30 protein-coding genes and 1 pseudogene are annotated in these 24,818 nt (G+C 42.5%); 24 read left to right on the top strand and 7 right to left on the bottom strand.

Translation table 11 applies throughout. The annotated features are described in order from the left end of the window. Window positions 1-5: 5 nt before the first annotated feature. The 22 genes and pseudogenes from DM09_RS07865 (at window position 6) to DM09_RS07760 (ending at window position 18,730) form a co-directional block, all read left to right on the top strand. Entirely contained in the window at window positions 6-2,627 is a 2,622-nt protein-coding gene (locus DM09_RS07865; RefSeq protein WP_038249564.1) for a DASS family sodium-coupled anion symporter, read from the top strand. A gap of 15 nt (window positions 2,628-2,642) precedes the next feature. After that, a complete protein-coding gene (locus tag DM09_RS07860; RefSeq protein ID WP_038249560.1) occupies window positions 2,643-3,341 on the top strand; it encodes a phosphoadenylyl-sulfate reductase in 699 nt (232 codons plus the stop codon). Between the two features lie 9 nt (window positions 3,342-3,350). After that, window positions 3,351-3,851, top strand: a complete 501-nt coding sequence (locus DM09_RS07855) for a DsrE/DsrF/DrsH-like family protein (protein WP_038249558.1) — start codon at window positions 3,351-3,353, stop codon at window positions 3,849-3,851. Window positions 3,852-3,862: 11 nt separating this feature from the next. Further along, window positions 3,863-4,081, top strand: a complete 219-nt coding sequence (locus DM09_RS07850) for a sulfurtransferase TusA family protein (protein ID WP_038249556.1) — start codon at window positions 3,863-3,865, stop codon at window positions 4,079-4,081. 11 nt (window positions 4,082-4,092) lie between these two features. Then, complete coding sequence (cysD, locus tag DM09_RS07845) at window positions 4,093-5,001, top strand: sulfate adenylyltransferase subunit CysD (protein WP_038249555.1); 909 nt, start codon at window positions 4,093-4,095, stop codon at window positions 4,999-5,001. A gap of 146 nt (window positions 5,002-5,147) precedes the next feature. Continuing rightward, window positions 5,148-6,428 carry a sulfate adenylyltransferase subunit CysN gene (gene cysN, locus DM09_RS07840; RefSeq protein WP_038249550.1) on the top strand — a complete coding sequence of 427 codons (1,281 nt, stop codon included), beginning with the start codon at window positions 5,148-5,150 and terminating at the stop codon, window positions 6,426-6,428. A gap of 130 nt (window positions 6,429-6,558) precedes the next feature. After that, entirely contained in the window at window positions 6,559-7,236 is a 678-nt protein-coding gene (locus DM09_RS07835; RefSeq protein ID WP_038249546.1) for a DUF2461 domain-containing protein, read from the top strand. 61 nt (window positions 7,237-7,297) lie between these two features. Next, a complete protein-coding gene (locus tag DM09_RS07830) occupies window positions 7,298-7,510 on the top strand; it encodes an exodeoxyribonuclease VII small subunit (RefSeq protein ID WP_038249543.1) in 213 nt (70 codons plus the stop codon). Then, complete coding sequence (locus DM09_RS07825; RefSeq protein WP_038249540.1) at window positions 7,510-8,400, top strand: polyprenyl synthetase family protein; 891 nt, start codon at window positions 7,510-7,512, stop codon at window positions 8,398-8,400. The genes DM09_RS07830 and DM09_RS07825 overlap by 1 nt, the downstream gene beginning before the upstream one ends. After that, window positions 8,400-10,274 (top strand): 1-deoxy-D-xylulose-5-phosphate synthase, encoded by a 1,875-nt coding sequence (gene dxs / locus DM09_RS07820; protein WP_038249538.1) that lies wholly within the window; start codon window positions 8,400-8,402, stop codon window positions 10,272-10,274. Before DM09_RS07825 ends, dxs begins: the two co-directional genes overlap by 1 nt. Next, entirely contained in the window at window positions 10,271-11,002 is a 732-nt protein-coding gene (locus DM09_RS11155) for a hypothetical protein (RefSeq protein WP_051938307.1), read from the top strand. The genes dxs and DM09_RS11155 overlap by 4 nt, the downstream gene beginning before the upstream one ends. A gap of 68 nt (window positions 11,003-11,070) precedes the next feature. Then, on the top strand, window positions 11,071-11,250 hold the full coding sequence (locus DM09_RS07810; RefSeq protein WP_038249535.1) for a hypothetical protein: 180 nt from the start codon (window positions 11,071-11,073) through the stop codon (window positions 11,248-11,250). Window positions 11,251-11,253: 3 nt separating this feature from the next. After that, entirely contained in the window at window positions 11,254-12,060 is an 807-nt protein-coding gene (pssA, locus tag DM09_RS07805) for a CDP-diacylglycerol--serine O-phosphatidyltransferase (RefSeq protein WP_038249532.1), read from the top strand. 209 nt (window positions 12,061-12,269) lie between these two features. Further along, on the top strand, window positions 12,270-13,814 hold the full coding sequence (locus DM09_RS07800; RefSeq protein ID WP_038249530.1) for a 2-isopropylmalate synthase: 1,545 nt from the start codon (window positions 12,270-12,272) through the stop codon (window positions 13,812-13,814). A 39-nt stretch (window positions 13,815-13,853) separates the two neighbouring features. Beyond that, on the top strand, window positions 13,854-14,144 hold the full coding sequence (locus DM09_RS07795) for a GIY-YIG nuclease family protein (protein WP_038249528.1): 291 nt from the start codon (window positions 13,854-13,856) through the stop codon (window positions 14,142-14,144). Between the two features lie 96 nt (window positions 14,145-14,240). Further along, a complete protein-coding gene (rnhA, locus tag DM09_RS07790) occupies window positions 14,241-14,672 on the top strand; it encodes a ribonuclease HI (RefSeq protein ID WP_099098497.1) in 432 nt (143 codons plus the stop codon). A 101-nt stretch (window positions 14,673-14,773) separates the two neighbouring features. Then, window positions 14,774-15,325: a septation protein A gene (locus tag DM09_RS07785; RefSeq protein ID WP_038249522.1), complete on the top strand. Its 552-nt coding sequence runs from the start codon at window positions 14,774-14,776 to the stop codon at window positions 15,323-15,325. 16 nt (window positions 15,326-15,341) lie between these two features. Next, complete coding sequence (locus tag DM09_RS11800; RefSeq protein ID WP_081881157.1) at window positions 15,342-15,851, top strand: type IV pilin protein; 510 nt, start codon at window positions 15,342-15,344, stop codon at window positions 15,849-15,851. 147 nt (window positions 15,852-15,998) lie between these two features. Next, window positions 15,999-16,100 (top strand): annotated as a pseudogene (locus DM09_RS11865) (type IV pilin protein); the annotation flags it as partial. Between the two features lie 488 nt (window positions 16,101-16,588). After that, the gene (locus DM09_RS07770; protein ID WP_051938306.1) at window positions 16,589-17,263 is read left to right on the top strand and encodes an ATP-binding cassette domain-containing protein; all 675 of its coding nucleotides are present in this window, start codon (window positions 16,589-16,591) and stop codon (window positions 17,261-17,263) included. After that, window positions 17,250-18,056, top strand: coding sequence for an ABC-2 transporter permease (locus DM09_RS07765; RefSeq protein WP_157753664.1), 807 nt, complete (start codon window positions 17,250-17,252; stop codon window positions 18,054-18,056). Before DM09_RS07770 ends, DM09_RS07765 begins: the two co-directional genes overlap by 14 nt. A 2-nt stretch (window positions 18,057-18,058) precedes the next feature. Then, window positions 18,059-18,730 (top strand): hypothetical protein, encoded by a 672-nt coding sequence (locus tag DM09_RS07760; RefSeq protein ID WP_051938305.1) that lies wholly within the window; start codon window positions 18,059-18,061, stop codon window positions 18,728-18,730. A gap of 9 nt (window positions 18,731-18,739) precedes the next feature. Here the strand turns inward: DM09_RS07760 and DM09_RS07755 are convergent, their stop codons facing one another. The 6 genes from DM09_RS07755 to DM09_RS07730 form a co-directional block, all read right to left on the bottom strand. Beyond that, window positions 18,740-19,087, bottom strand: coding sequence for a hypothetical protein (locus DM09_RS07755; RefSeq protein WP_157753662.1), 348 nt, complete (start codon window positions 19,085-19,087; stop codon window positions 18,740-18,742). A 153-nt stretch (window positions 19,088-19,240) separates the two neighbouring features. Further along, window positions 19,241-19,441 carry a DNA gyrase inhibitor YacG gene (locus DM09_RS07750; protein ID WP_038249513.1) on the bottom strand — a complete coding sequence of 67 codons (201 nt, stop codon included), beginning with the start codon at window positions 19,439-19,441 and terminating at the stop codon, window positions 19,241-19,243. Next, a complete protein-coding gene (locus DM09_RS07745) occupies window positions 19,438-20,160 on the bottom strand; it encodes a hypothetical protein (protein ID WP_232507784.1) in 723 nt (240 codons plus the stop codon). Before DM09_RS07745 ends, DM09_RS07750 begins: the two co-directional genes overlap by 4 nt. Window positions 20,161-20,216: 56 nt before the next feature. Next, window positions 20,217-20,852, bottom strand: a complete 636-nt coding sequence (gene can / locus DM09_RS07740) for a carbonate dehydratase (protein ID WP_038249503.1) — start codon at window positions 20,850-20,852, stop codon at window positions 20,217-20,219. Window positions 20,853-20,855: 3 nt separating this feature from the next. After that, window positions 20,856-21,119: a glutaredoxin 3 gene (gene grxC / locus DM09_RS07735; protein ID WP_038249502.1), complete on the bottom strand. Its 264-nt coding sequence runs from the start codon at window positions 21,117-21,119 to the stop codon at window positions 20,856-20,858. Window positions 21,120-21,127: 8 nt separating this feature from the next. Next, a complete protein-coding gene (locus tag DM09_RS07730) occupies window positions 21,128-21,913 on the bottom strand; it encodes a ComF family protein (protein ID WP_157753660.1) in 786 nt (261 codons plus the stop codon). A gap of 19 nt (window positions 21,914-21,932) precedes the next feature. Between DM09_RS07730 and DM09_RS07725 the strand changes: the two genes are divergently transcribed. After that, complete coding sequence (locus tag DM09_RS07725; RefSeq protein ID WP_038249499.1) at window positions 21,933-23,063, top strand: aminotransferase class I/II-fold pyridoxal phosphate-dependent enzyme; 1,131 nt, start codon at window positions 21,933-21,935, stop codon at window positions 23,061-23,063. Window positions 23,064-23,131: 68 nt separating this feature from the next. Here the strand turns inward: DM09_RS07725 and yaaA are convergent, their stop codons facing one another. After that, window positions 23,132-23,893, bottom strand: coding sequence for a peroxide stress protein YaaA (gene yaaA, locus DM09_RS07720; protein ID WP_038249495.1), 762 nt, complete (start codon window positions 23,891-23,893; stop codon window positions 23,132-23,134). Window positions 23,894-24,057: 164 nt separating this feature from the next. Here yaaA and DM09_RS07715 point away from each other — a divergent pair, with 164 nt between their 5' ends. Further along, a complete protein-coding gene (locus DM09_RS07715; protein ID WP_038249492.1) occupies window positions 24,058-24,810 on the top strand; it encodes a sensor histidine kinase in 753 nt (250 codons plus the stop codon). Window positions 24,811-24,818: the final 8 nt, after the last annotated feature.

Genomic DNA, 24,818 nt, shown 5'->3' with positions numbered 1-24,818 from the left:
CCACAATGACTGACGACCTACACCCATTCTCTAACCCTGGGCGAACTAAGCTTTCTTTGGTGAGTCGAGGTTTGGCATTGCCCAATGGTTTGCCTCAAGCTTCACGTTGGCTTGCACAAACCAATGGTGCAGAAACGGTGTTGGATTTACGGTTACCATCGGGGCACTTTTGCTCTGTGCCTGTGGGGCAGCCTTATACGGAAGACAGTGGTTTTTCACTGCTTTCCGTAGATGGAAACAAGGCTGTGCTAGCATGTGGTGGTGAACAAGAGGTCGTAGAATTAATAGAAGCCCCCGCATTTTATAAACAACGTACGCGTAAGGGTTCACGTATGGGTAGTTTTGCCTCTTTGCATGATAAGCTTCTAATATTACAACCATTTATGGGCTGTGGATTTTTTGCTAATAAAAGTGATGCATGCGCATATTGTCAGTATGACTCTATGTTGAATGAAGCAGAACCACCACTGCGAGACCCTTTAGAGCTGGTAGAAGTAGTGCTGGCTGCTTTGGCTGAGCGCGATATTGATACGGTGTATTTATACAATGGTTTTTCACCTACTGCTGACGTGGGTTTATCCAAACTATTGCCAGTGATTGCATTACTACGTCGACACTTGGGACATAGACAGATTGCTTTAGAAACCGTTGCACCTAAAGATTTGTCCGTGATTGATGCGCTTTATGCTGCGGGTTTGGATATTTTCATCTGCAACTTGGAAGTTTTTGATGCCACGCGCTTTAAAGAAGTTTGCCCAGGTAAAGCCAAGCAGGGCGGACAAGATGTAATCCTTAAAGCTTTAGAATATGCACGGCGTATTTTTAGACCAGGTACTGTGGTGAGCCACTTGATTGTAGGTTTAGAGCCTGTGGCATCGACAGTTGATGGTATGAAGGTACTGGTGGATAAAGGCATTGTACCTTTATTGATTCCATTTCGACCACTGCCCAATACCCCATTGGAACACCAAAACATTTCTACGCTAGATGATATCGAAGCTGCGTTATTAGAGCAGTATGCATTACTGGAAACTTCTAATATACCTTCACATCGATTAAGAGATATGGGGCGTGTTTTAACCCCTATGGAAAGTGGTGTGTTAGATAGCAGCCGTACTGCAACTTTAGCAACACGCTGGAGCACCTCACCTTTGGGGCGTAAGGTTGATGGTTGGTTAGATGGTCTTCGACGCCACTTAAGGCGCAAAGAGGAAGGCAGGCAAACGCAACCCATCCACCGGTTGTTATTTACGGAAATAGCACCTTTTATGGCGCTAATGGCGTTGGCTATAGCGTTTGTTTGGGGGGTATATAGTGGCGCGCCTGAAGGGTTGAGTACTTCTGCTTTTTATGCGTTGCTGGTCTTTTTATTGTGTTTGGTATTATGGGTAACTCAGCTGCTTCCTTTGCCTATTACTTCATTGTTGGGGCTGGCCTTGTTACCTGTTTTGGGGGTATTGCCTGCAAGTGCTGTGTTTGCATTTTTTGGTAACCCAGCAGTATTTTTTATTTTGGGTGCCTTTATGCTGGTTGCGGGTGTGATGCAGAGTGGTTTGTCCGAACGTTTGGCATTGCTTGTGTTGAAAAAAACAGGTGGTAGTTCCAAACGTTTATTGATGGTGATGTTATTTTTGCCTGCATTGATGGCATTTGTGATGCCTGAACATGCAGTGGCAGCTCTGTTTTTGCCTATAGCATGGGAAATTGTGCGAGCATTGGGTTTGCGGAAAGGTCATGTTTACGCACAAGCTATATTTTTTGCCTTGGCATGGGGGGCAATTATTGGTGGTGTGGCAACCTTGTTGGGTGGCGCTAGAGGACCATTGGCTTTGGCTTTGCTTGGTGAGTTAACAGGTGAAAGCTTTTCATTTATGCAATGGAGCTTGGCAGCTTTGCCGCTGGTGATTGGTGTGTTGTGTGTGGCAGCAATACTTTTGTTACGCATGGTGTCGCGTGTGAAGCTGGATATGCAAGTGGTACAAGATAAGTTTGCTGAAAGGCGATTGGAGATGGGTGTATTAACCTTTAAAGGCTGGATGATGAGCTTTTTAATGTTAGGTACTGTGATTGCATGGTTGTTTGCAGGACATGCCAGTGCGCTAGCGAGTATTGCACTGGTTAGTGTAGTGTTGATGTTTGCTTTACGATTGGTGGATTGGAAACAAGTGGAAACCCATGTGCAGTGGGGTGTAGTGTTGATGTATGGTGGGGCGATTGCTATTGGTAAAGCATTGTCAGATACAGGTGCCGCAACATGGTTGGCGCATACACTTATTCCTGGTGACATGATGGGTTTAGCACTCATCGCTTTATTGGTGTTGATTACACTGTTATTCACGGAAAGTGTGAGTAATGCAGCGGCTGTAGCGATTGTTTTACCGATTGCCATGCCTGTTGGCGCTGCTGTGGGCATAGAACCAGTAGTGATTGCGCTAACAATAGGTATTATTGCAGGTTTTGCTTTTATGTTACCCATGGGTACACCACCCAATGCTATGATTTATGCCAGTGGTTATGTGAATCCTATACACATGCTTAAATATGGTACGATTTTATCACTAACAGCGTTATTTATGTTTTTAGTGGTCATAAAATATTGGTGGCCAGTGATAGGGTTTTATTATTGATGTTGGGAGTGAAAAATGAATATATTGGCTGATAAGGTGGAGTATACATTAGGATTGTTGCAACAGGCGGTAGCAGACTATGCTGGTGATGTTGTATTTGCCTGTAGTTTTGGTGCGGAAGATGTGGTGTTACTAGACCTTCTGGATAAACATCATATTCCGATTCGGGTTATCAGTTTGGATACAGGTCGTTTGCCACAAGAAACCTATGATGTGATGCAAATATGGCGTAAGAAAAGCAGCTTAGATATCGACATATACTTTCCAGATGCAAGAGAAGTGGAAAAGATGATTAAACAGGACGGTGTGAATTTGTTTTATGACTCGGTAGAAAAACGTAAGTTATGCTGCCATGTACGTAAAATTTTACCTTTAAAGCGGGCTTTAAGTGGCGCGCAAGCATGGGTGACAGGTCTTAGACAAGAACAAGCTGATTCACGAGCAAATATGCATGCTGTGGAAGATGATCAGGCATTTGGTATTAAGAAATTTAATCCTCTTATCATGTGGACAGCGCAAGATGTGTGGGATTATATCAAAAGTCATGATGTGCCTTATAATGCGCTGCATGATCAATTTTATCCATCGATTGGTTGTGCGCCGTGTACGCGTGCTATATCGGTGGGAGAAGACCCTAGAGCTGGGCGTTGGTGGTGGGAGCAAGAAGATGCGGTGGCAGAATGTGGTTTGCATGCCAACCCGATCAAGAAGTAGGAGATTGAAATGAGTGAAAAAGAAGAAGCCAAACAAGATAAGAAAGACTTAACCATTGTATGTTTCAGTGGTGATTTTGATAAAATATTGGCTGCATTTGTCATGGCGACTGGGGCTGCGGCAACCAATCGAAAAGTAACCATGTTTTTTACCTTCTGGGGTTTAAATGTGCTCAAGAAAGATTTTGGGCGTAAAGCCTTGGGTAAAGGCATTTTGGCTAAAGTATTTAACTTTTTATTGGGTGGACGCAATAAACTTCCGCTTTCACGTTTGAACTTTGGTGGTGCTAGCCCCAGCTTGATGACCAGCATGATGAAAAAACATAATGTGGCGACTTTGCCAGAGCTGATTGAAGCAGCACATGCGCTTGGTATTCGTTTGTTGGCATGTGAAATGGCATTGCATATTTTAGAATTGGAGCGAGATGATTTGATTGAAGAAGTTGAAGATGTAGTGGGTGTTGCCACCTTCCTCAATGAATCAGAAAATGGACACATTATTTTTGTATAGGAAGAAAGGTTATGAATTTTTTAGATATTACCAATGAGACTTGTCCCATGACTTTTGTGAAAGTGAAGCTACAATTAGCCAAGATGGATAAAGGTCAAGAGTTAGAAGTTATTTTGAATGAAGGTGAACCCTTGCAAAATGTTCCTGCCTCTTGCGAAGAGCAAGGGTTTGAAGTGTTATCCATTGAAGCAGTGGGTGATGCTAAACACCGCGTGATTATCAAGAAGTAATTGAGGTAGAGATGAGTAAACATAAGTTAACCCAACTTAAAGCGTTGGAAGCAGAATCGATTCACATTATTCGTGAAGTGGTAGCTGAGTTTCGTAATCCAGTGATGTTGTATTCGGTGGGTAAGGATTCGTCAGTTTTGGTGCATTTGGCGCGTAAAGCTTTTTACCCAGCGCCTTTGCCTTTTTCACTATTGCATGTGGATACGGGTTTTAAATTTCAGGAAATGTATGAGTTCCGTGATAATTTTTGTGAAGAAATTGGCGCTGATTTAATTGTACGCCGCAATGAAGACGCGATTGCTAAGGGTATGAACCCTAAAGAGTTTGGTGTAGCTAGGTGTTGTGGCGCATTAAAAACTGGAGCATTGTTAGAAGCCTTGGAAGAAGGTGGGTATGATGCCGCTTTTGGTGGTGCACGCCGCGATGAAGAAAAATCACGCGCTAAAGAACGTGTATTTTCTATGCGTGATGAATTTGGTCAGTGGGATCCGAAAAACCAACGTCCTGAGTTATGGAATATTTATAATGGTAGGATTCATGATGGTGAATCGGTGCGCGTATTTCCAATTTCCAATTGGACAGAAATGGATATTTGGTCGTATATCCGCGAAGAGAATATCCCCATTGTTCCTTTATACTTTGCCAAAGAACGCCCTATGATTGAACGTGGTAACATGCTGATTCCGTATTATGAAGAAAATAAAGATCAGTACCTAGAAGGTGAAGAACCGAAAATGATCATGTCACGGTTCCGTACCTTGGGCTGCAGCCCATGTACAGGTGCGGTGCGTTCTGATGCAACGAATATGGATGAAATTGTGATTGAAGCAGCAGCATCGCGTCGTTCTGAGCGAGAAACACGTATTATTGATCATGGTTCTAACAGTATGGAAGACAAGAAAAAAGAAGGTTACTTCTAGAAAAATAATGCATATCACCTTTTAAGCATCCAATAGCAGCATCAAGTATGCTTATGTGCAAAAGCACACTACGCTTGCTTGCTTTGCTCTTGAACGCTTGAGAAGCAATCTGAATCATTTTTAGTGGATTAAATAGGAAAGAAAAAATGACTAAAGCAAATTTTGACATCGTAAAAGAAATTGAGCTGCTGCGTTTGGTGACAGTGGGCAGTGTGGATGATGGTAAATCAACCTTGATTGGTCGTCTTCTGATTGATACCAAGGGTGCATTTGAAGATCAATTGATGGCTGTGCGTAAGAAGAAGGGTACAACCACTATTTCTTCAGCTGCAGAAATTGATTTGGCGATGTTGACCGATGGTCTTTCAGCCGAGCGTGAGCAAGGTATCACCATTGATGTGGCATACCGTTATTTTGCTACGCCCAAACGTAAATTTATTATGGCAGATTGCCCAGGGCATGAACAATATACGCGTAATATGGTGACGGGTTCATCCACTGCCAATGCTGCGATTATTTTGATTGATGCACGTCATGGTGTGTTGGCGCAGACCAAACGTCATACCCATATTTTGGGTTTGTTGGGTATCCCGCACTTGATTGTGGCGGTGAATAAAATGGACTTGGTGGATTATGACCAAGCTACTTTTGAGAAAATTCGTGAAGAAATGGATGAATATTGTGCCAAACAAGGCATTAAAGATTTGATTTGTACACCCATGTCAGCACTTACGGGTGATATGGTGACCATACGTGGTAATCATATGGATTGGTATGAGGGCAATACATTGCTTGAGACTTTGGAGTCTTTGTCTGTGTTGGATGATTTGGACGAAAAACCCTTCCGTATGCCTGTGCAGTTGGTCAATCGACCACAAACAGCAGATTTGCCTGATTATCGTGGTTTTATGGGTACGATTGCATCGGGAACAGTTAAAGTTGGTGATGCAATTTCAGTGGTGCCATCAGGCCTAAGCTCTACGGTGAAAGAAATTGTCACCTTTGATGGTAATTTAGAAGAAGCGTTTGCGCCACAAAGTATTACTTTAACGCTGAATGATAATATTGATATTTCACGTGGTGATATGTTGGTGCATACAGGTGAGGAAACCACAGGTGAGAAATCATTAACCGCTAATGTGTGTTGGATTGGTGATGAACCATTAGAAAAACGCAAAAAATACGTGATTAAACATACAACACGTCAAGTCAAAGCCTTGGTGGATAATGTGGACTTCAAGCGTGATATTCATTCGCTTGAGAAGCAAGATGCCGATGCATTGGCGATGAATGAAATTGGTCAGATTACATTCAAATTACAACAGCCGTTAAACTGTGATTCGTATCAAGATAATAGAGCAACGGGTTCATTTATTATCATCGACGCATTCACAAACAATACAGTCGGCGCAGGTATGATAGTCTAATCACTTGCCTATTGTCCCAATTCTATTCCATAGCTGCATCAAGCGTGCTCACTTACAACTCGTAAGCTGCGCGCGCTTTCTTTGCTCTAAAACAGGATTGCAACAATATTCTGCGTGATTGAGGTATCCGATGGCATTTGGTGAAGACACATTCTTATTTTTACGGCAGTTGTCGGAGAATAATAACCGCGACTGGTTTAATGAGCATAAAGATGAATATGAGGCATGTGTACGTGAGCCTGCATTTTCATTTATAGAAGCAGTTGCACCCAACCTTGAGAAGCTGTCGCCACATTTTATGGCGAAAGCCAGTAATATGGGTGGTTCGCTGATGCGGGTGTACCGTGATGTGCGTTTTTCTAAAAATAAAACACCGTATAAAACGAACATAGGTATTCAGTTTCGTCATGAGCAGGGCAAAGATGTGCATGCACCTGGGTTTTATGTGCATATTGAGCCCAGTCGTGTATTTATTGGTGTCGGCAAGTGGAGCCCGCATGCAGACGGCCTAAAAATGATTCGTCAGCATATTGATACATTTCCCCAAAGCTGGCTGGATGCAAAAAGTGATGAGAAATTCCTTAAACATTTTAAGCTTAGTGGTGAATCCTTAAAACGCGCGCCCAAAGGTTATCCCTTAGACCACCCCATGATTGAAGAATTAAAACGTAAAGACTTTATCGCGATTGCGGATATTCCACCTGAATTGGTATTGGAAGAAGACTTTGCGGACATAGTGATGGGTTATTTTGAGCTTGGCGCACCTTATGTAAAAGAGTTGTGTAGGGCTGTCCGTGTGCCGTTTTGATTGGGCAGCATTGACCCTAACCCTTAAAGCTTTAATGTTAGCTTTTTAAGATGCGGGGTATATGGTGAGCAAAGACAAACATCAAGATTTATCATTTGAGCAGGCTCTGGATGGTTTAACAACCATGGTAGAGAAGTTGGAGTCTGGAAAACTATCACTTGAAGATAGTGTGAAAGCCTTTGAAGAAGGTGTGATATTAACGCGCCAATGTGAAAAGTTACTGGATGATGCTGAGCAACGTCTACAAATTCTTGATGCAGATGGTGAGCGTTGATGAAAGCCCCTAATTTTCTTTTTGAGCATGCATTATTGGTCGAAGATTTTTCTAAACAAACGCTAGAAGCAAGGCGTTCACATGTGCCTTCCCGTTTATTGGATGCTATGTTATATTCTTTATTAGCAGGTGGTAAACGTGTTCGACCTGCGCTGGTCTTAACATGTTATGAGGCTTGTGGTGGGCAAAATTTGCAAACGGTTATACCTGCTGCGGCAAGTATTGAATGTATGCATACATATTCATTGATTCATGATGACTTGCCTTGTATGGACGATGATGACTTTAGACGCGGTAAACCCACGTGTCATAAGCAGTTTGATGAAGAAACGGCAGTGCTTGCTGCTGATGCCTTACAAGCATTAAGTTTTGAGCTGCTCGCAGATTTGGATGCCGATGCATATACACGTTTAGCTTTGATTAAAGATATGGCTCTTGCGGCTGGCTGCCAAGGTATGGTGGGTGGTCAAATGATGGATATTTTGGCGGAAAACCAAAGGGTGGATAATGTTTTGCAAGTGGAGCGTATCCACTTGCACAAAACGGGTGAACTGTTGCGTTGGTCATGTGAAGCGGGTGCGAAATTAGCAAATGCATCGGATGAACAGTTTCAAGCATGTTCGCGGTTTGGTAAGGCAGTCGGGCTTTTGTTTCAAATCGCTGATGATATTTTGGATGCCACAGCAACGAGTGAAGCCTTGGGTAAAAGTGCCGGTAAAGATGAGGCGCAAAACAAGGCAACTTATGTATCGGTATTGGGTGTGACAAAAGCAAGAGAGTTGGCGGGTGAACTGTGTGAAATTGCACTGCAAGCCTGTGAACCTATGCAAGGTGAAGCAGGGCATCAGTTAAAAAGCTTGGCTACTTATATTTTAAAGCGAGGGCAATAATGTCAGATACGAAAAACTTGGACTTATTGCACGCCATTGATGGTGTAGATGCTTTAAAACGCTTGAAAACATCGCAATTACCAGAACTGTCGCAACAAATGCGTGATTATTTGATTGAAACTTTAGCCCCGATTGGTGGGCATTTGGGTGCAGGGCTTGGCGTGGTGGAATTATCAGTTGCTTTGCATTATGTGTTTGATTCACCGCGAGATAAAATTGTTTGGGATGTCGGGCATCAAGCCTACCCGCATAAAATTCTTACGGGTCGTTTGCAAGGCATGCCGACCATGCGTCAATATGATGGTTTGAATGGTTTTACCAAACGCAAAGAATCCGAACATGATTGTTTCGGTGCGGGTCATGCTTCAACTTCGATTTCAGCAGCTTATGGTTTTGCTATCGGTAGAGATTTGCAACATCAACATAATCATGCGATTGCAGTGATTGGTGACGGTTCGTTGGGTGGTGGCATGGCTTTTGAAGCTTTGAATCATGCTGGCGGCAATGAGAATAATTTGTTGGTCATCCTGAATGATAATGAAATGTCGATTGCACCCAATGTGGGTGCAATGTCATCGTATTTGGCGCGTATTATCACCGATAAAAATTATACCCATGCTAAAGAAGCGGCGAAAAAGATTTTAAATAAAGTGCCTGCAGTGTTTGATGTTGCCAAACGTTTGGAAGAACATGTCAAAGGCATGATTACACCGGGCACATTGTTTGAAGAGCTTGGTTTTAGATATATTGGCCCTATTGATGGGCATGATTTTGATACCTTGCTGCCTACCTTAGAGAATTGCAAAGATTTAAAAGGCCCTGTGCTTTTGCATGTCTTAACTAAAAAAGGTTTGGGTTATGAACCCGCGGAAGAAGACCCGGAAACTTGGCATGGTTTGGGCCCGTATTGTTTGAAGTCGGGTACACCTGTTAAAAATGCCAATGCACCTAAAACATATACCCAAGCGTTTGGGGATACATTGATTCATTTGGCACAAGAAGATGCATCTATTGTTGCCATTACTGCAGCCATGCCTGGTGGTACAGGTTTATCGAAGTTTGCCAAAATGTTTCCTGAGCGTTGCATCGATGTAGGAATTGCTGAACAACATGCGCTTACTTTTGCGGGTGGTTTGGCTTGTTCGGGCATGAAACCTGTGGTGGCAATTTATTCCACGTTTTTACAACGCGCTTACGACCAAATCATCCATGATATTTGCATTCAAAATTTGCATGTGGTGATGTGTTTGGATAGGGCAGGTATTGTGGGTGCTGATGGTGCTACGCATACGGGTATGTTTGATATTGCCTACCTCAGATGTTTGCCGAATATGACCATGATGTGCCCTAAAGATGAAATTGAACTCACACATATGCTTAAAACAGCATTGGAAGATATCGATGGCCCTGTGGCGATTCGTTATCCGCGTGGTTCGGGTTTGGGTTTAGAATCTGAAACACCAGCATTAATACCTGTGGGTAAGGCAGAGGTGATTGAACAAGGAAAAGATGGTTTGATTGTATCTGTGGGGACACGTTTCTCTGATGCGAAAGCTGCTGTGGAAACGCTAAAAGAAGAAGATAAGAAAGACTTTGCATTGCTAAACTTGAGGTTTGTCAAACCTTTGGATGTTGATGCCATCATCAAACATTTGCCCAAGCATAAACCCTTGGTTGTGGTTGAAGAAGGTGTGGGTGAAGGTGGAATAGGCGAGAAGATTGCTGTGGAGGCGTTAAAATCGGGTTGGTCGGGCGCATTTGTGCATATTGCCATGCCAGATGTCTTTCCAGAGCACGGGACGCAAGCTGAGATTTTACGTGACTTGAAACTGGATAAAATGGGTATTGTTGAACAAGTGAGGGGGGTATTATGAAAATATTCATGGTTATGTTAGCAGTGATGAGTTTGGCTGCGTGTACTCAAGAAAGTAATGAGCAAACAACACCAGCCGCAGCAAAGGTGAAACCCATTGAAAAAGAGCAGGTGAAGATAAATACGACTACAGTGCCTGTGCCTGCTGATAAAGTGATGAAAAAAGAAAAACCTGCCGATACAAATATTGTTCCAGCACCTGTTAAAGAGACAACTGTAAAAAAAGAAAGAGTCAAACCTAAACCTGCTGCCAAAGCCAAGGAAACAAAACCAGTCGTTACAACTGTTGCAAAGAAAACACCTGAAGTTGCGCCAGCCCCAAGCCCTAAAGTTAAAAAAGTTATTGCACCACGCGTACAAGGTAAAGGACCCATTAAAAGTGAGCCCAGCCCTGCGCCAAGCGATATCATGCTTAAATCAGAACCCATAATGGATATGGCTAAAGCGAATGCATTAACGAAAAAATGTAAATCTTGTCATGCAACAAATAAAGATAAAGTCGGGCCATCATGGAAGAAAATTCAAGCAGCTTACGGCTCAGCTGACACTTTGGCTGCAGTATTTGAAAGTGGCTTTGCTGTGGAAAACAGGCGCGTTGTTGCATTTGATGTGAAGTGGAAGAAAAAAGCGAAAACCATGACAGCCCAGTATAAAAACTTGATAAAAAAACAGGTTGGCAAAGGTAAGTTTACATACAACGCGTTGGCTGCAGCAATTTTTGCCAAGTAAGTTTGTTTTGTTTATCCCCTTTTTGCTTTTAGATTGCTTGTTTAGGCTTTATTTGTAGGCTTTGCCATATGAATAAGCAAACTTCTTTATCTTCTAAAGCAAATCAAGGGCGCGCGTGCGGTGTTATTCCTTTTGCGCCAGATAGTTTCTTATTTGTTGTTGGTTCAGGGATTGCAGTCATAGGTTCTTATGGTTTAATATGGACAATGGCTGCAATGATGTTGGCGCGTAAAAAGGAAACTGTTTAACCCATGGAAGATAAAAAAAACCGCCCAGTGCATACCATTAAACGTAGAGGAATCTACGTATTACCAAGTATGTTTACCTTGCTTGGTCTGCTTTGTGGCTTTTATTCGCTGGTAAGCACGATTCAGGGCAACTATGAAAATGCTGCTTGGGGTATTATTGGCGCTGCTATTTTTGATATGTTGGATGGGCGTGTTGCACGTTTATTGAATGCGGAAACTGCATTTGGTGCTGAGCTTGATTCTCTGGCTGATATGATGTCATTTGGGGTTGCACCTGCGGTATTGGTTTATCTTTGGGCATTAACGCCTTATGATAAACTGGGTTGGTTGGCTGCCTTTTTGATTGTTGCTGGATCGGCACTTCGTTTGGCGAGGTTTAATGTGCAGCTTGCAAGCCAAGATAAACGTTATTTCCAAGGTTTACCTACACCTGCATTGGCCATTTTTATGGCATCGGGTGTGTTGTTTTATTCATCTTTTGATGCCACGCCATCGAGTGGTTTGTGGTTGGTTCTTAGTATTGCTCTGGCTTGGCTTTTGGTGAGTAATGTTCGGTTTTTGTCGGGTAAAGATATTGATTTAAAACAAAAACGTTCGTTTGCAGTGCTGGTGAGTATTTTAGCCGCTGTGGTGCTGCTGGTGATTGATCCACACCGTGTACTATTTTGTGTGTTTTTGGCGTACTGTGTGCATGGTCCGATTATGAGTGTATGGCAGGGGCAAAAAGCGGCACGTTTGCGTTTGAAGAAACGATTGGCGCGAGCCAAAGCAAAACAACCAGTAAAAACTGACGTTGACAATAACGATTAAAGCAGCGCATACTCCGCGGCATGAAATGTTTTAACCTGTACCTGCTCGTAGAACTCGACACAACATTATTGTGCCGAACTGGCTCGTACACCGACTGAATAGACACGTTTTTATTTAGTATTTGAAGTTTCGAGCCACGGTTATCCCCGTGGCTTTTTTGTTTTTAGCCCAAGGGTTTGATGAAAAGATTGGGTTTAAGGAGAAGTTTTATGTCTGACCGTTTATACATATTTGATACCACCTTGCGTGATGGTGAACAATCACCTGGCTGTTCAATGAATATTGAGGAAAAATTACGTATTGCCCATGCGCTTGCGGCATTGGGTGTGGATGTGATTGAAGCGGGTTTCCCTGTGGCTTCTCCAGATGACTTTACAGCGGTAAACCGAATTGCAGCCGAAGTTCCCAATGCGATGATTGCTGGTTTGGCTAGAGCGCACCCTAAAGATATTGATGGCGTGGCTGAAGCGATTAAACCCGCAGGCGATAGAGGGCGTATTCATACGTTTATCGCAACCAGCCCGATTCATATGGAAGCAAAATTGAGAATGAGCCCTGATGAAGTGGTGGAGCGTGCAGTAGCTGCGGTGAAACAAGCACGCAACTTGGTAGCAAATGTTGAGTTTTCAGCAGAAGATGCAGGGCGCTCTGATGATGATTTTTTGTGTAGGATTGTAGAAAAAGTGATTGATGCAGGTGCATCGGTTATCAATATTCCTGACACTGTGGGATATATGACACCTGATGAATTTGGCCGTAAAATCAAGTTGTTGCGTGAACGTGTACCCAATGCTGATCAAGCGATTTTTTCTGTGCATTGTCATAATGACTTGGGTTTGGCTGTGGCAAACTCTTTGGCTGCGGTGGAGAATGGGGCAAGGCAAGTGGAGTGTACCATCAATGGTTTGGGTGAACGCGCGGGTAATGCGGCGTTGGAAGAAATCGTCATGATTTTGAAAACACGTGCAGACCGTTATAACATTGATACAGGAATTGATACCACCAAAATTGTGCAAACCTCGAAATTGGTTTCACAAATCACAGGTATGCCGATTCAAGCCAATAAAGCGATTGTGGGTGCAAATGCCTTTGCCCATGAATCGGGTATTCATCAAGATGGTGTCTTAAAACATAAAAAAACTTATGAAATCATGACCCCTGAATCTGTGGGCTGGAATACCAATCGTATGGTATTGGGTAAACATTCAGGGCGGGCTGCATTAAAAGCACGCTATGTTGAATTGGGTGTTACGCTTGATGATGAGCAGTTGGTTGCTGTGTTTGAGCGTTTCAAAGCGTTGGCAGATAAGAAAAAAGATATTTTTGATGAAGATTTGCAAGCGATTTTGAATGAAGATGCTGAAATCAATACCGAACATGTGAAACTTGTGGCTTTGCATGTGGCATCAGGCACGAAAGATGCACCAGTGGCGGCAGTGAAATTGGATATTGATGGTGAAATATTTGAGGCTACTGCCAAGGGTGATGGCCCCGTGGATGCAGCATTTAAAGCCATTAAATCTTTGGTGGAACCCAATGGTAAACTTTTGTTGTATTCAGTGAATGCAATTACTGCGGGCACGGATGCGCAAGGTGAAGTGACTGTGCGTTTGCAAGATGGTGAGCGTATTGTGAATGCACAAGGTTCAGACACCGATATTGTGGTGGCATCGGCTAAGGCTTTGATCGCAGCATTAAATAAACTTCCCAATATGCACGCTAGAGAAGTGCATGCGCAATATAGTGGCGTATAAAAGGTCCGTCATTCCAGCGTAGGCGAGAATCTATATGTGATGATAAAACAACCATGCGTTTATATTCTAGCAAGTAAAAAGCATGGAAGGTTGTATGTTGGTGTAACGAGTAACTTGGTTCATCGTGTTTGGCAACATAAGAATGATTATATCGAGGGGGTCACTAAAAAATATAATGTACATATCTTGGTTTATTATGCGCAATATGAGACTATGGTGTCCGCCATTACTCGTGAGAAGCAAATGAAGAAGTGGAATCGTAATTGGAAAATAAGGTTAATTGAAGAGAATAATCCGAATTGGGATGATTTGTGGAATTCAATTCATTGATGATGTGTTGGTTAGTGGATTCCCGCCTTCCCCTAGGGGATACTCTCTTGCTTCGCAATTCACCTAATCGCGGGAATGACGAGGGAAGTGGTGATTATGCGTAATAAAATTATCGCTTATACCGATGGTGCATGCTCTGGAAATCCTGGCCCTGGTGGCTGGGGTGTTTGGCTTAAAGCGGGGCATCATGAAAAAGAATTGTGCGGTGGCGAAAAAGATACCACCAATCAACGCATGGAATTACAAGCGGCCATTGAAGCGCTTAAAGCTTTAAAAAAACCATCTTCAATTACAATTGTTACTGATTCTAAGTATGTATTGAACGGGATTACCGATTGGATTCATGGTTGGAAGAAAAAAGGTTGGAAAAATAGTAAAAAAGAACCTGTAGCCAATCGTGAACTATGGGAAGCTTTGGATGCCTTAAATCAAATTCACGATGTGGATTGGCAATGGGTGAAAGGGCATTCGGGTGATGAAGGTAATGAAAAAGCGGATGAACTTGCAAGGCAAGGTATTCCCATTTAAGCGTCATTCCCGCAATTCACCTAAACGCGGGAATGACAGAAAGAGTGTTGGTTAACCTTCGTGGGTATGACGGTAAGAGACGAAAAAAGGATAATTAGATTATGAAAATGTTGATTGATTTTTTGCCTGTGGCGTTGTTTTTCATTGTGTACAAGATGGAAGATATTTATGTGGCAACGGCGGTATTGATTATTGCCAGCGCGATTCAAACTGTGGGTGTACGTTTGTGGAAAGGCAAGTTTGAGCAAAACCATGTGATTACATTGGTCCTAGTGGCTGCGTTTGGTGGTTTAACGCTGTTTTTACATGATGAGATGTTTATTAAATGGAAACCATCGGTGATCAACTGGTTATTTGCAGTCGTATTTTTGGGCAGCATGTGGATTGGCAAAAAAAATATTATTCAACGTATGATGGGCGGGCAGGTTAACTTACCGCAACATGTATGGTCCACATTAAATGTGGCTTGGGCTGTGTTTTTTATCTTTTTAGGTTTTTTAAACCTGTATGTGGTTTACAACTACGATACCGATACTTGGGTAAACTTTAAATTGTTTGGACTGATGGGTTTAACCGTTGTTTTTATCATTGGGCAAAGCCTGTATATGGCGAAATATATTGAGCCCGATGATTCGAGTGATGGTGGTGTTTAAACGCTAGGCACAACTTTTGCTTGAAATAGCTATGAAAGAAAAAGGTTTTACCTTAATAGAATTAATGATTGTGGTTGCAATTGTCAGTATTTTGGCTTCTGTAGCAATACCAATATTTGCTAAGTTTCGCATCAAGGCATTTAATTCAGTAGCTATTTCTGATATCCAGAATGGTATAAGAAAGATTGAAACGTTTAAGTCTTTTGGTTCTAAACTTCCTGATAGTCTTCCTTTGTTTACAGGGCAGGGTTTAACTGTGTTAACCGATGGGACAACTACAGAGCCTTGGTTGGTTTCTGATCAAGTGTCTGTTTTATATATTAAAGGTGTAGGCGGTTATTGTTTGCTAGCCAAGCATTTTTCTGGAGATATTGTGTATATGGCAAGCAATGCTTCTACTGTTCCCGTTGCATTAAAAGCTAGTGCAAGCCAAGGTGTGAAGCTGAATAGTTTAGGTGCCACACCTGTAACCCAAGACTGTTCGAATATGACCAAAGCAGCGATTGCGAACATTACCTTAAACTGACAAATCAGGGTCTTGATACTGACAAAAAGTGTCAGTTTGTTGTGGTTGATTGTGTATTTATAAGCTATGAGCTTGGCATCATGGTTGCTGCATGCTAAACACAGGCTAAACAAGACTGTTTAAAAAAAAGAAAGGGGAGATTTCAATATGAATCTTAAACAAAAAACACAAAAAGGTTTTACCTTAATTGAATTGATGATTGTGGTTGCGATTATTGGTATTTTGGCATCGATTGCGATTCCACAATTTGCCACATTCCGTATTAAAGCGTTTAACTCAGCAGCAGCAGCAGATGCTAAAAATGGCGTTACTGTGACTGAAGGTTTTTACACAGATAACTATGTCTATCCAGATACAGTAGCAGCAACATTTGGTGCAGCTCCAATCACCCTAACATCCAGTGGTTTAACAGGTGTTGTGAATGCAACATGGAATATTTCTGATGGTGTAGGCGCAGCTTTCACAAAAGGTGCAACAACTGGATATTGTATTCGTGCTAAACATACTGGTGGTAACCAAATTTTTATGGCAAGTAATGCAGCACCTGCACCCGTTGCTTTGACTGCAGCGGCAACAGAAGGCGCTAAATTAGATGCTACAGGTGGTACACCAGCAACGACTGATTGTTCAGGTCAAACAGGAACAATTATTAAAGCTTACGCTGTTAACTAAACTTATATTTTTCATGAAAAGGCTCCTTCGGGAGCCTTTTTTTTTCTAAAAGTTAGGGGTGTAAGATGAATATCATAGCCTTACAAAAACATTACCAAGAAAAGTGTGTGCTGGATTTGCAACGTTTAACACTACAATCTTCATTTGCCCATGGTTTGTTGGGCGCTAACGGTGCAGGAAAGAGCACGCTGATTAAAATTTTGATGGGTTTGGTGTATGCAGATGGCAAACCTGATGTGGCTTTGGAATCAGTGTCTATGCTGCCTGAAAATCCGTATTTACCTATCCACTTGTCGGCTTACCAAATTGTGTCCCATGCCTGTAGTGTGCAAGGTGCATCGCAGGCTGTGGAATCCTTGCTTGAAGAGGTATGTTTAAAACCAGAAGCATGGCATCAACCGATTCGTACATATTCCAAAGGCATGAAACAACGCACAGCCATTGCTTATGCGCTTGCAGGGCAACCTGAATGGTTGATTTTAGATGAACCTATGAGTGGTTTAGATGCTATGGGCAGGAAACATATGTTGGATGTGTTTATGCGGAGAAAGCAAGCTGGGACAAGTATTTTGATGTGTAGCCATGCGGTGACAGACTTGGTTCGTCTGTGTGACCAAGTGCATATTATGGCGCAAGGTAAGATGTGTGAAACAATGGATATCAAAGCGCATAATATGCAAGAAGTTGAAGATTTGGAGCAACGTTTGATACACTGGAGTCATGAACATGCTTTGGATTAAGTTGGCAAAATTAACTTGGTTGGAGCTTTGGCAAAGCCGAAGTTATAAAATGATATTGCTGATAGCGCTTGTAGCACCTGCTTTTGCCGTGGTGATGGGTGCGTTGTTTATGGTAGATATTGGCAAGGTCTATATGGATGCGATTGCTGCATCAGCGCAACTGATGATGATTGCTTTTTTGATTTTTGTGGTGGTTGTGTTGCTTAGCAAAGATATATTTGAACGGGTTTGTTATATATTGCTTACACCACCCGTGAGACGAACCGATTATTTCGCTGGTAGATTTGTAGGTTTTGTTTTTGCTTTTATGATGCTTTTGTTGGCATTGTTTGTTTCTTCGCTCATTGTGGCTGTATTTTATATTGGTGCCAAACCTGAATTTTATCAATCTGGTTTTTCTTGGATTACGTTGGCACAAATGATGTTCTTTTATGCTTTTCAGTATATTGCTGTGTTGGGTTTGGTATTCTTTATTGCATCATGGGCCTCTGGTGATGCAGAGATGATGTTGTTTGTGATGGCTTCTTTGGTGTTTACTTGGATTTTCCCGCCTGTGTTACAAGCCTTGCAAAGCCCAGATGTGATGGCTGAAACACCAGCATTCATTATGCCAGTATTGGATGCGGTGTATGCCATGATTCCACATTTGAATGGCGCAGATATTGCGCTGCAACTGGCGCATGGTGATGCATTGAGCCTTGTGCAAATGACTATGTATGTTGCAGAACATAGTTTGTATGCTGTGGTATGTTTCATGATGGGTTTGATGTTGTTTAAGCGGCGAGATTTATAGCCATGGCAAAGAAGTTGCAAATTTTACCTATATTCGTTTTATCTGTTTCATTGCTGCTTTTGTTGGTGGTGCGTGAGCAGTCTGAACACATACATGGTAAGCAGCAGTTACATACATGGACATCGTCTTCTTCCCCCAGAGCTGAAATCATAATCGCAGGGCCATTGCGTGGTATTATGGCTGATTTTCGTATGTTGGATGTGTTTGCAATTTATTATGAAGCTACACAGCATCAAAAGAAGCAGGTTTTGCAGTATTTACCTGTGTATTTGAATCGAGCGCAAAATTTGGACCCTAAGTTTTTTGATGTGTATCGGTTAGCGGGCAGTATTTTGGCTTATGATGCCCATATGCCTGAAGCGTCGGTGGATTTATTACGCAAAAGCTTTGATCCACGTCCTGAAGTGTGGGAATTTCCTTTTTTTGCAGGTTTCATTGCGCACGACTTGCTGCATGATGATAAGCAGGCTTTTGAGTTGATGTCTGTAGCAGCCAATCGCAAAGATGCACCGCCGTTTTTAGTGACATTGGCTTCTCGATTTTTAGCGTCAACAGCAACCCCACAAGATGCCATTGCTTTTCTTCAAGGTATATTAAAGGTGATGCCTCCTGAATATCAAGCTGGTATTAAAAGAAGGATACAGGAGCTTAGCCAAGGTTCAGCCAACAAGTGAGCTGAAGTTTTACTGACCAAGTAACATAAAGCTCCAAAACAAAATGATGACTGCGGAAGTCATGTCTCTGCCCCAAGCCAACCATAACCACCATGATGTTTGTTGGTGGTCTGCTTGCATAAGTTTGTATGCTGCACGAAATGAATGAATTAGAAACAAAACACCCAATACCCATGCTGATTCATGTTTTTGTAAGGTGGAGACTGAAAACATGGCCATCAAGCTCACCCAAAGCGTTGCATCCAGAGCTTGTTTGAAGCTGGATACTTGGTACAACATGCTGTCCATAGCCACTGCGACAAGCAACTGAATCACAATGCAGGTTAACCATGTTGGAATAAAAATATCGTATAACATGGGGTTTTGAAAGATCAGTGTGGGTAAAGGCCATAAGAGTACGGGTATAAAAAGTACTGTATGGGTGAGAATGTATGCGAGCCTTAAATGTTTTTTGGGTGTGTTGGGATTGGGTATATTTTTTTGGGGCATGGATGAAGTGTTTTGCATGGTTTAATGGATACTATGCTGAGGCTGTGTCTCATCCAGTGGTTGTTCGTCACTGATGCTATCACTTGGAATGGCATAAGCATCGCTGGCCCAATTGCCCAAATCTTGGGTCTGACAACGCTCGCTGCAAAAAGGAAAGTTTTCACTGCCGTATTCCACAAGTGTTTTACAAATAGGGCATTTGACCGTGATTTTTTTATTCATGATATGGGTACCGCCATGAGTGCATATGTTTGATTGTGTGTAATGTCGTGTTCGACCTTGCCGGGTGACCATTGGGAAAACCTAAGGCGTATCACAGCGCGAAAGCCTGAACAACTGGGTACGATGCCTTGGGCAACAGCTTGTTCAGGCACACCGATAATCACCAAACCAATATCATCTTGTGCTGCCAAGGTGATTTGATCATAACCTGCATGGGCAGTACGTTGCTGCCAAGGCACATGGGCATGTAACATGGTGTTGAGATGTTCAATAGCTTGAATCATGGGCTCAATAATGCTGTAAAGTTGTTGTGCATGTTCACTATTGTGCCAAAAGGGGTGAATCAGCTGAGGTAAGGAGAGTTTATGTCCAAGCAAGTCTTGTTTGCGCACACTATCTCTATAAGCTGTTAACCATGCATCAGCATTTAAGAAATCTATGCTTGATGATGTGCTACTGCGTATTTTTTCGGCTGAAGTTGCAACTTCATGGCAAGCTTGAATCAATTTCTTTTCAAATTCAGGGTGTTTTGTGGCTAAATTTTTAAAGTGTTTTTGCATGCTTGAAAATAAACTGATGATATTGGGGATTGCAGGTTTTTTATGTCCATCACCGACAAGCAAAGCATGAATTTCATTGCTTGCAGTGAGCCATAAAAAGGGTGATTGGTTTTGCAATGCTTGTTGCATACAACGCAAAGCATCACGCAGTTCAATCAAAGATTGCATCCGTGGCGTGAGTGCAAAAGAAATGGGTATAAGCTTTTCAGTCATCTTTAGAGACGAGGTACGGAGCGGAATACAGGCGCGATATCACCTGCTGCATGACGTGATACCTGTAAATTATGAATAAGACCTGTGCCAAGTCGGTACACCCAACCATGAATACTTAAAGGACGACCTTTTTCCCATGCACTTTGTATAATGCGGGTGTGTGATAGGTTTTCCACTTGTTTGATGACATTAAGTTCTGTCATACGGTCTGACATTTCTTGTGGGGATAAATCTTTTAAATCATCGTAATGCTGGTGAAAATTATCACGAATACCACGAATCCAGTTGTCCACGATGCCAAAATGTTGCGAGGTGATTGCAGCTTCCACACCGCCACAATCATAATGCCCAGTCACAATAATATGTTCTACTTTCAATACATCTACGGCATATTGTACACCCGATAAACAGTTTAAATCGGTATGGTGTACTTGGTTGGCAATATTTCGGTGTACAAAAATTTCACCCGGATCCAAACCAACGATTTCATTGGCAGGTACACGGCTATCTGAGCAGCCAATCCACATATATTTGGGTTTTTGTTGCCCTGATAGGCGATCAAAAAAACCAGGCGACTTTTGTTCACGTTGATTGGCCCATGTTTTGTTGTTTTGCAGAAGCTGCTCAGGTGTTGGCATGGTTTATACTAACCAAGCGTCAAGCTGACCTTTTTTATCCAGTGCATAAAGTTCATCACAACCACCCACATGTTGATCATTGATGAAAATTTGTGGAATGCTGCGCCCACCATGGCTTCGTTTCATCATTTCAACACGTTTTTCAGGCTCTTGTTGCACATTGTATTCAATGAAATCCAACCCACGTTGTTCGAGAAGTGATTTGGCACGCACGCAGTAAGGGCAGTAATCGCCAGAATAGATTTCAATTTTTGCGTTGCTACTCATATGGTCTCCTAAGTATTGCTCGGTGTTCTAGCCAAGGCAAAGGCAAATATGGGATGTTGTGTTTTTTTCATCACCTTACAAGCATGGCGCAGCGTAGCACCTGTGGTTAAAATGTCATCCACAACCCATATTTTACCTTGTACATTGTAGTTATCCAACTGTATTTGGTAGTCGTTTGCAAGCATGAAAGCCTTACGCAAATTGCTCAGACGTTGTTTGCCTTTGAGGGCAGATTGTCGGGTATGGTTGCCTGTGCGGCGAAGCAGGGTGTGGCAAACTTGGCTTGATGTGATTTGGGCAATGCGTTGGCATAAATCGGCACTGTGATGCAAACCTGAACGCCGCATGCGTGATAAAGGCATGGGCACAGGGATTAACAAGTCATGGGGGGAGAAAACCTGTTGTAATGTTTGCGCTGAAGATTGGAGTAACCAGTGTAAACCTGCGCTTTGACCTTGTAGTTTCCAAGCCAATAACGCCGTACGAACCGTATCACGGTAAACAAATACATTACGGGTATGCTTTTGGGGTGGAGGCTGTGTTAAACAATGTCCACAAGGGCCTGGAGCAAGTGATTTGGGCAGGGTAATACCGCAACGATAACAAGTGTTTATTGGCGCAAGATGAATGTCTTGCAAACAATCGGCACAGCAGCCGTATTGTTCTGGCAGGTTGATGTTTGCTGGTTTGGTGTTTATGGCGCGTGTAGCATGGACTTTTTTGCAGGTAGGGCAGGCAGGCGGGAAAATATAGGGTTGTAGGTGTTGAAGTAAACGCGTTGACAGCCTGAACATGACAAGGAATATAGCGAACATGGTTGATACAGGCAATTGGTTTGATGTAATTTCAGAGACACAGCAACGTAAACTTTTAGCGAGTCAACGTGATGGGCTGTGGATTGAGGTTCAAGGGCAAAGACTGCTCAACTTTGCATCTAACGATTATTTGGGTTTGAGTACAAACCATCAAGTGTGTGCTGCGGCAAAGGCTGCCATCGATACTCATGGTTTGGGTAGCGGTGCATCCAGACTGGTATCGGGTGATGACCCTTTGTTGCATGAATTTGAGCGCGAATTTGCAGCGTGGAAAGGGTTTGAAGCATGTTTGATACTTGGTTCAGGTATGTTGGCAAACATGGGTTTATTACCAGCCTTGGCAGATAGGTTTACACATATATTTAGTGATAAATTGAACCATGCTTCGTTGGTGGATGGGGCAAGGTTGTCGGGTGCAAAAGTGCACCGTTATCCCCATTTAGACTTGAACATATTGGAAGCACAGTTGCAAAAAAATACAGCAGCTAAACGTATGATAGTTTCTGATGGTGTATTTAGCATGGATGGTGACGCTGTTGATGTGCAAGCCTTGTTAGACTTGGCAGAGACTTATGACACGATTGTAGTGATTGATGATGCGCATGGCACGGGTACGGCAGGTATAGATGGCAAAGGGCTTGTTGGTCAAGCTGGGTTGGCTGGGCATGTACGTTTGCTTGAAGTGGGTACATTGGGTAAAGCATTGGGCAGTTATGGTGCGTATATTTTGGGTACTTCTTCTATGATTGAAGGTTTAAAACAGCGCATGCGTACTTTGATTTATTCCACCGCATTGCCTGTATGTGTATTGGCTGGCGCTCAAGAAGCTTTAAACATCATCAAACAAGGTGATTTCATCAAAAAATTACATCATAATATCGACTTTTTTCTGCAAAACACACAAGGGCTTCACTTGTTACCATCTCAAACCGCCATTCAACCCATCATGTTGGGTTCAGATGCTCAAGCTTTGCATGCGGCGAAAGTGATGCGGGAGGCTGGTTTTTTTGTGCCTGCAATCCGCCCACCCACGGTGCCGCAAGGGCAATCTAGGCTTAGGATAACACTATCAGCACAACATCAACAATCAGATATTCAAAGGTTGATAGAAGCTTTAAGGGAGCTTTGAATAAACCGCGGGAGTGACGGTGTATTTTTAGTGGGTATGGTGGGCTCAAGTCTTATTCAAAAACGTCCTTAGCCTCGGCTAAATACCCAAGTTTTGTTGTCGGATAGGTTAGGGTTGTAGATATAACCATCTAGGTCAAAGTTTTTGATGGCTTGTACATCGCTGATACGGTTTTGGATGATGTATCTTGTCATCAGACCACGTGCTTTTTTGGCATAAATACCAATGACTTTATAAGTACCTGCTTTGTTTTCTTTAAAGGTCGGCGTAATGATATTGGCTTGCAGCAACTTGGGTTGAATCACTTTGAAATATTCGGTGGATGCAAGGTTAATCAGCGTATCATCTGCTTCAAGCTCTTGGTTGAGTTGTTCGGTGATGCTATTGCCCCAAAAGTCATAAAGGTTGTTACCCTTGGCATTGCTCAGTTTTGTTCCCATTTCAAGGCGATAAGCTTGCATCAAGTCCAGCGGGCGAAGTATGCCATACAACCCTGATAATATGCGCAAATGGGTTTGGGCAAAAGCAATGTCATCGCTGGATAATGTTTGTGCATCCAAACCTTGATACACATCACCCGCAAAGCTAAACAATGTTTGTTTGGCATTGTCCGCTGTAAACGGGGTGTGCCAATTTTGGTAGCGTTGCACATTCAAATCAGCAAGTTTCATACTTAATTTCATGAGCGAAGCAATATCAAAAGCATCTTTTTCTTGTAAAATAGCAATCAATGTTTGCGCTTGTTGCAAAAAGATAGGCTGTGTATAGGGAAAGTTTTGCAGCACTGGACCTTCATAAAGTTTTTTTGCAGGTGAAATAACAATACGCATGATAAGCTATCCTTGATGTGAATGATGACAAAGTTTACCGCTGCTTGTTTTAAAAGTCTTGCTTTGCGGATAGTAAAAAATTTTGACGAAAGTAATATGATGGGCTATTAATAGATTAATAATAACAATGCAGTTGTTGGTATGTCATGGAACGGAGTTATTTCATGTTATTAAACACAAGTGAAATTACAGTCAAACGAGAAAATAATATGCGTAAAACCATGCATGTTTTTTCGCATGATTTACGTAATCCTTTGTTAAATATTCAAGCGTTGGTGCAGGAAGCAACCACACTGATTCAAGATGCAACCCAAGCCGAGCGAACAGGAAGCAAGGAAAGTTTATCTTATATTTTAGGTCGCGAGCTTCCCGAAATCCTTGAATTGTTAAACCATAGTGCCAGTCGTATGGATGATATGGTGTTGGGTGCCAATGAAATTTACCATTGTTTATTTGATGAGCTTGAATGTGAGTTTGTGGATATGCATACGGTATTTATGCGTTGTTTTGCCCAATTAAAACTCGCCGATGATCATTTGGAAATGGACTGTGTAGGGTTGCCTGCTGTTTATGCAGATGTTTTGGCTGTTAAACGTGTGGTTTGGGAGCTGCTATGCAATGCGAAAAAAGCGATTGATGCCAGAGAAGAACCCTATTCACGTCTCATTACGGTGCATGCAAAACATGAAGCCAATATGATTGTGTTTACAGTAGAAGATTGTGGCTGTGGTTTGGAAGCGCATGAAGAAAAAAGTGCGTTTGAATCTTTTTTTACGGGTAAACATTTCGCAGGTAATACGGGCATGGGTTTAACACGCGCTCAAGCTTTGGTTGAGCGTCATGGTGGACGCATGAGTATTGTTAACCGTGAAGGTGGCGGCGCTGTGGTAAGCTTTTCCTTACCCAAATCACCTTGAAGCATGTT

It is taken from the genome of Ghiorsea bivora, assembly GCF_000744415.1.
GTDB lineage: Bacteria > Pseudomonadota > Zetaproteobacteria > Mariprofundales > Mariprofundaceae > Ghiorsea > Ghiorsea bivora.
Note: the sequence above shows the minus strand (reverse complement) of the source record. Positions and strands in the feature narration are given on the sequence as shown.

Coding starts and splice junctions, on each gene's coding strand:
- DM09_RS07830 (WP_038249543.1), top strand. CDS start 7,298: ATGGTGAGCAAAGACAAACATCAAGATTTATCATTTGAGCAGGCTCTG.
- dxs (WP_038249538.1), top strand. CDS start 8,400: ATGTCAGATACGAAAAACTTGGACTTATTGCACGCCATTGATGGTGTA.
- DM09_RS07770 (WP_051938306.1), top strand. CDS start 16,589: ATGAATATCATAGCCTTACAAAAACATTACCAAGAAAAGTGTGTGCTG.
- pssA (WP_038249532.1), top strand. CDS start 11,254: ATGGAAGATAAAAAAAACCGCCCAGTGCATACCATTAAACGTAGAGGA.
- DM09_RS07715 (WP_038249492.1), top strand. CDS start 24,058: ATGTTATTAAACACAAGTGAAATTACAGTCAAACGAGAAAATAATATG.
- yaaA (WP_038249495.1), bottom strand. CDS start 23,893: ATGCGTATTGTTATTTCACCTGCAAAAAAACTTTATGAAGGTCCAGTG.
- DM09_RS07765 (WP_157753664.1), top strand. CDS start 17,250: ATGCTTTGGATTAAGTTGGCAAAATTAACTTGGTTGGAGCTTTGGCAA.
- DM09_RS07760 (WP_051938305.1), top strand. CDS start 18,059: ATGGCAAAGAAGTTGCAAATTTTACCTATATTCGTTTTATCTGTTTCA.
- grxC (WP_038249502.1), bottom strand. CDS start 21,119: ATGAGTAGCAACGCAAAAATTGAAATCTATTCTGGCGATTACTGCCCT.
- DM09_RS07855 (WP_038249558.1), top strand. CDS start 3,351: ATGAGTGAAAAAGAAGAAGCCAAACAAGATAAGAAAGACTTAACCATT.
- DM09_RS07725 (WP_038249499.1), top strand. CDS start 21,933: ATGGTTGATACAGGCAATTGGTTTGATGTAATTTCAGAGACACAGCAA.
- DM09_RS11155 (WP_051938307.1), top strand. CDS start 10,271: ATGAAAATATTCATGGTTATGTTAGCAGTGATGAGTTTGGCTGCGTGT.
- DM09_RS07750 (WP_038249513.1), bottom strand. CDS start 19,441: ATGAATAAAAAAATCACGGTCAAATGCCCTATTTGTAAAACACTTGTG.
- DM09_RS07865 (WP_038249564.1), top strand. CDS start 6: ATGACTGACGACCTACACCCATTCTCTAACCCTGGGCGAACTAAGCTT.
- can (WP_038249503.1), bottom strand. CDS start 20,852: ATGCCAACACCTGAGCAGCTTCTGCAAAACAACAAAACATGGGCCAAT.
- DM09_RS07755 (WP_157753662.1), bottom strand. CDS start 19,087: ATGTTATACGATATTTTTATTCCAACATGGTTAACCTGCATTGTGATT.
- DM09_RS07835 (WP_038249546.1), top strand. CDS start 6,559: ATGGCATTTGGTGAAGACACATTCTTATTTTTACGGCAGTTGTCGGAG.
- DM09_RS07850 (WP_038249556.1), top strand. CDS start 3,863: ATGAATTTTTTAGATATTACCAATGAGACTTGTCCCATGACTTTTGTG.
- DM09_RS07795 (WP_038249528.1), top strand. CDS start 13,854: ATGATAAAACAACCATGCGTTTATATTCTAGCAAGTAAAAAGCATGGA.
- DM09_RS07810 (WP_038249535.1), top strand. CDS start 11,071: ATGAATAAGCAAACTTCTTTATCTTCTAAAGCAAATCAAGGGCGCGCG.
- DM09_RS07860 (WP_038249560.1), top strand. CDS start 2,643: ATGAATATATTGGCTGATAAGGTGGAGTATACATTAGGATTGTTGCAA.
- cysN (WP_038249550.1), top strand. CDS start 5,148: ATGACTAAAGCAAATTTTGACATCGTAAAAGAAATTGAGCTGCTGCGT.
- cysD (WP_038249555.1), top strand. CDS start 4,093: ATGAGTAAACATAAGTTAACCCAACTTAAAGCGTTGGAAGCAGAATCG.
- DM09_RS07730 (WP_157753660.1), bottom strand. CDS start 21,913: ATGTTCAGGCTGTCAACGCGTTTACTTCAACACCTACAACCCTATATT.
- DM09_RS07785 (WP_038249522.1), top strand. CDS start 14,774: ATGAAAATGTTGATTGATTTTTTGCCTGTGGCGTTGTTTTTCATTGTG.
- rnhA (WP_099098497.1), top strand. CDS start 14,241: ATGCGTAATAAAATTATCGCTTATACCGATGGTGCATGCTCTGGAAAT.
- DM09_RS07825 (WP_038249540.1), top strand. CDS start 7,510: ATGAAAGCCCCTAATTTTCTTTTTGAGCATGCATTATTGGTCGAAGAT.
- DM09_RS07800 (WP_038249530.1), top strand. CDS start 12,270: ATGTCTGACCGTTTATACATATTTGATACCACCTTGCGTGATGGTGAA.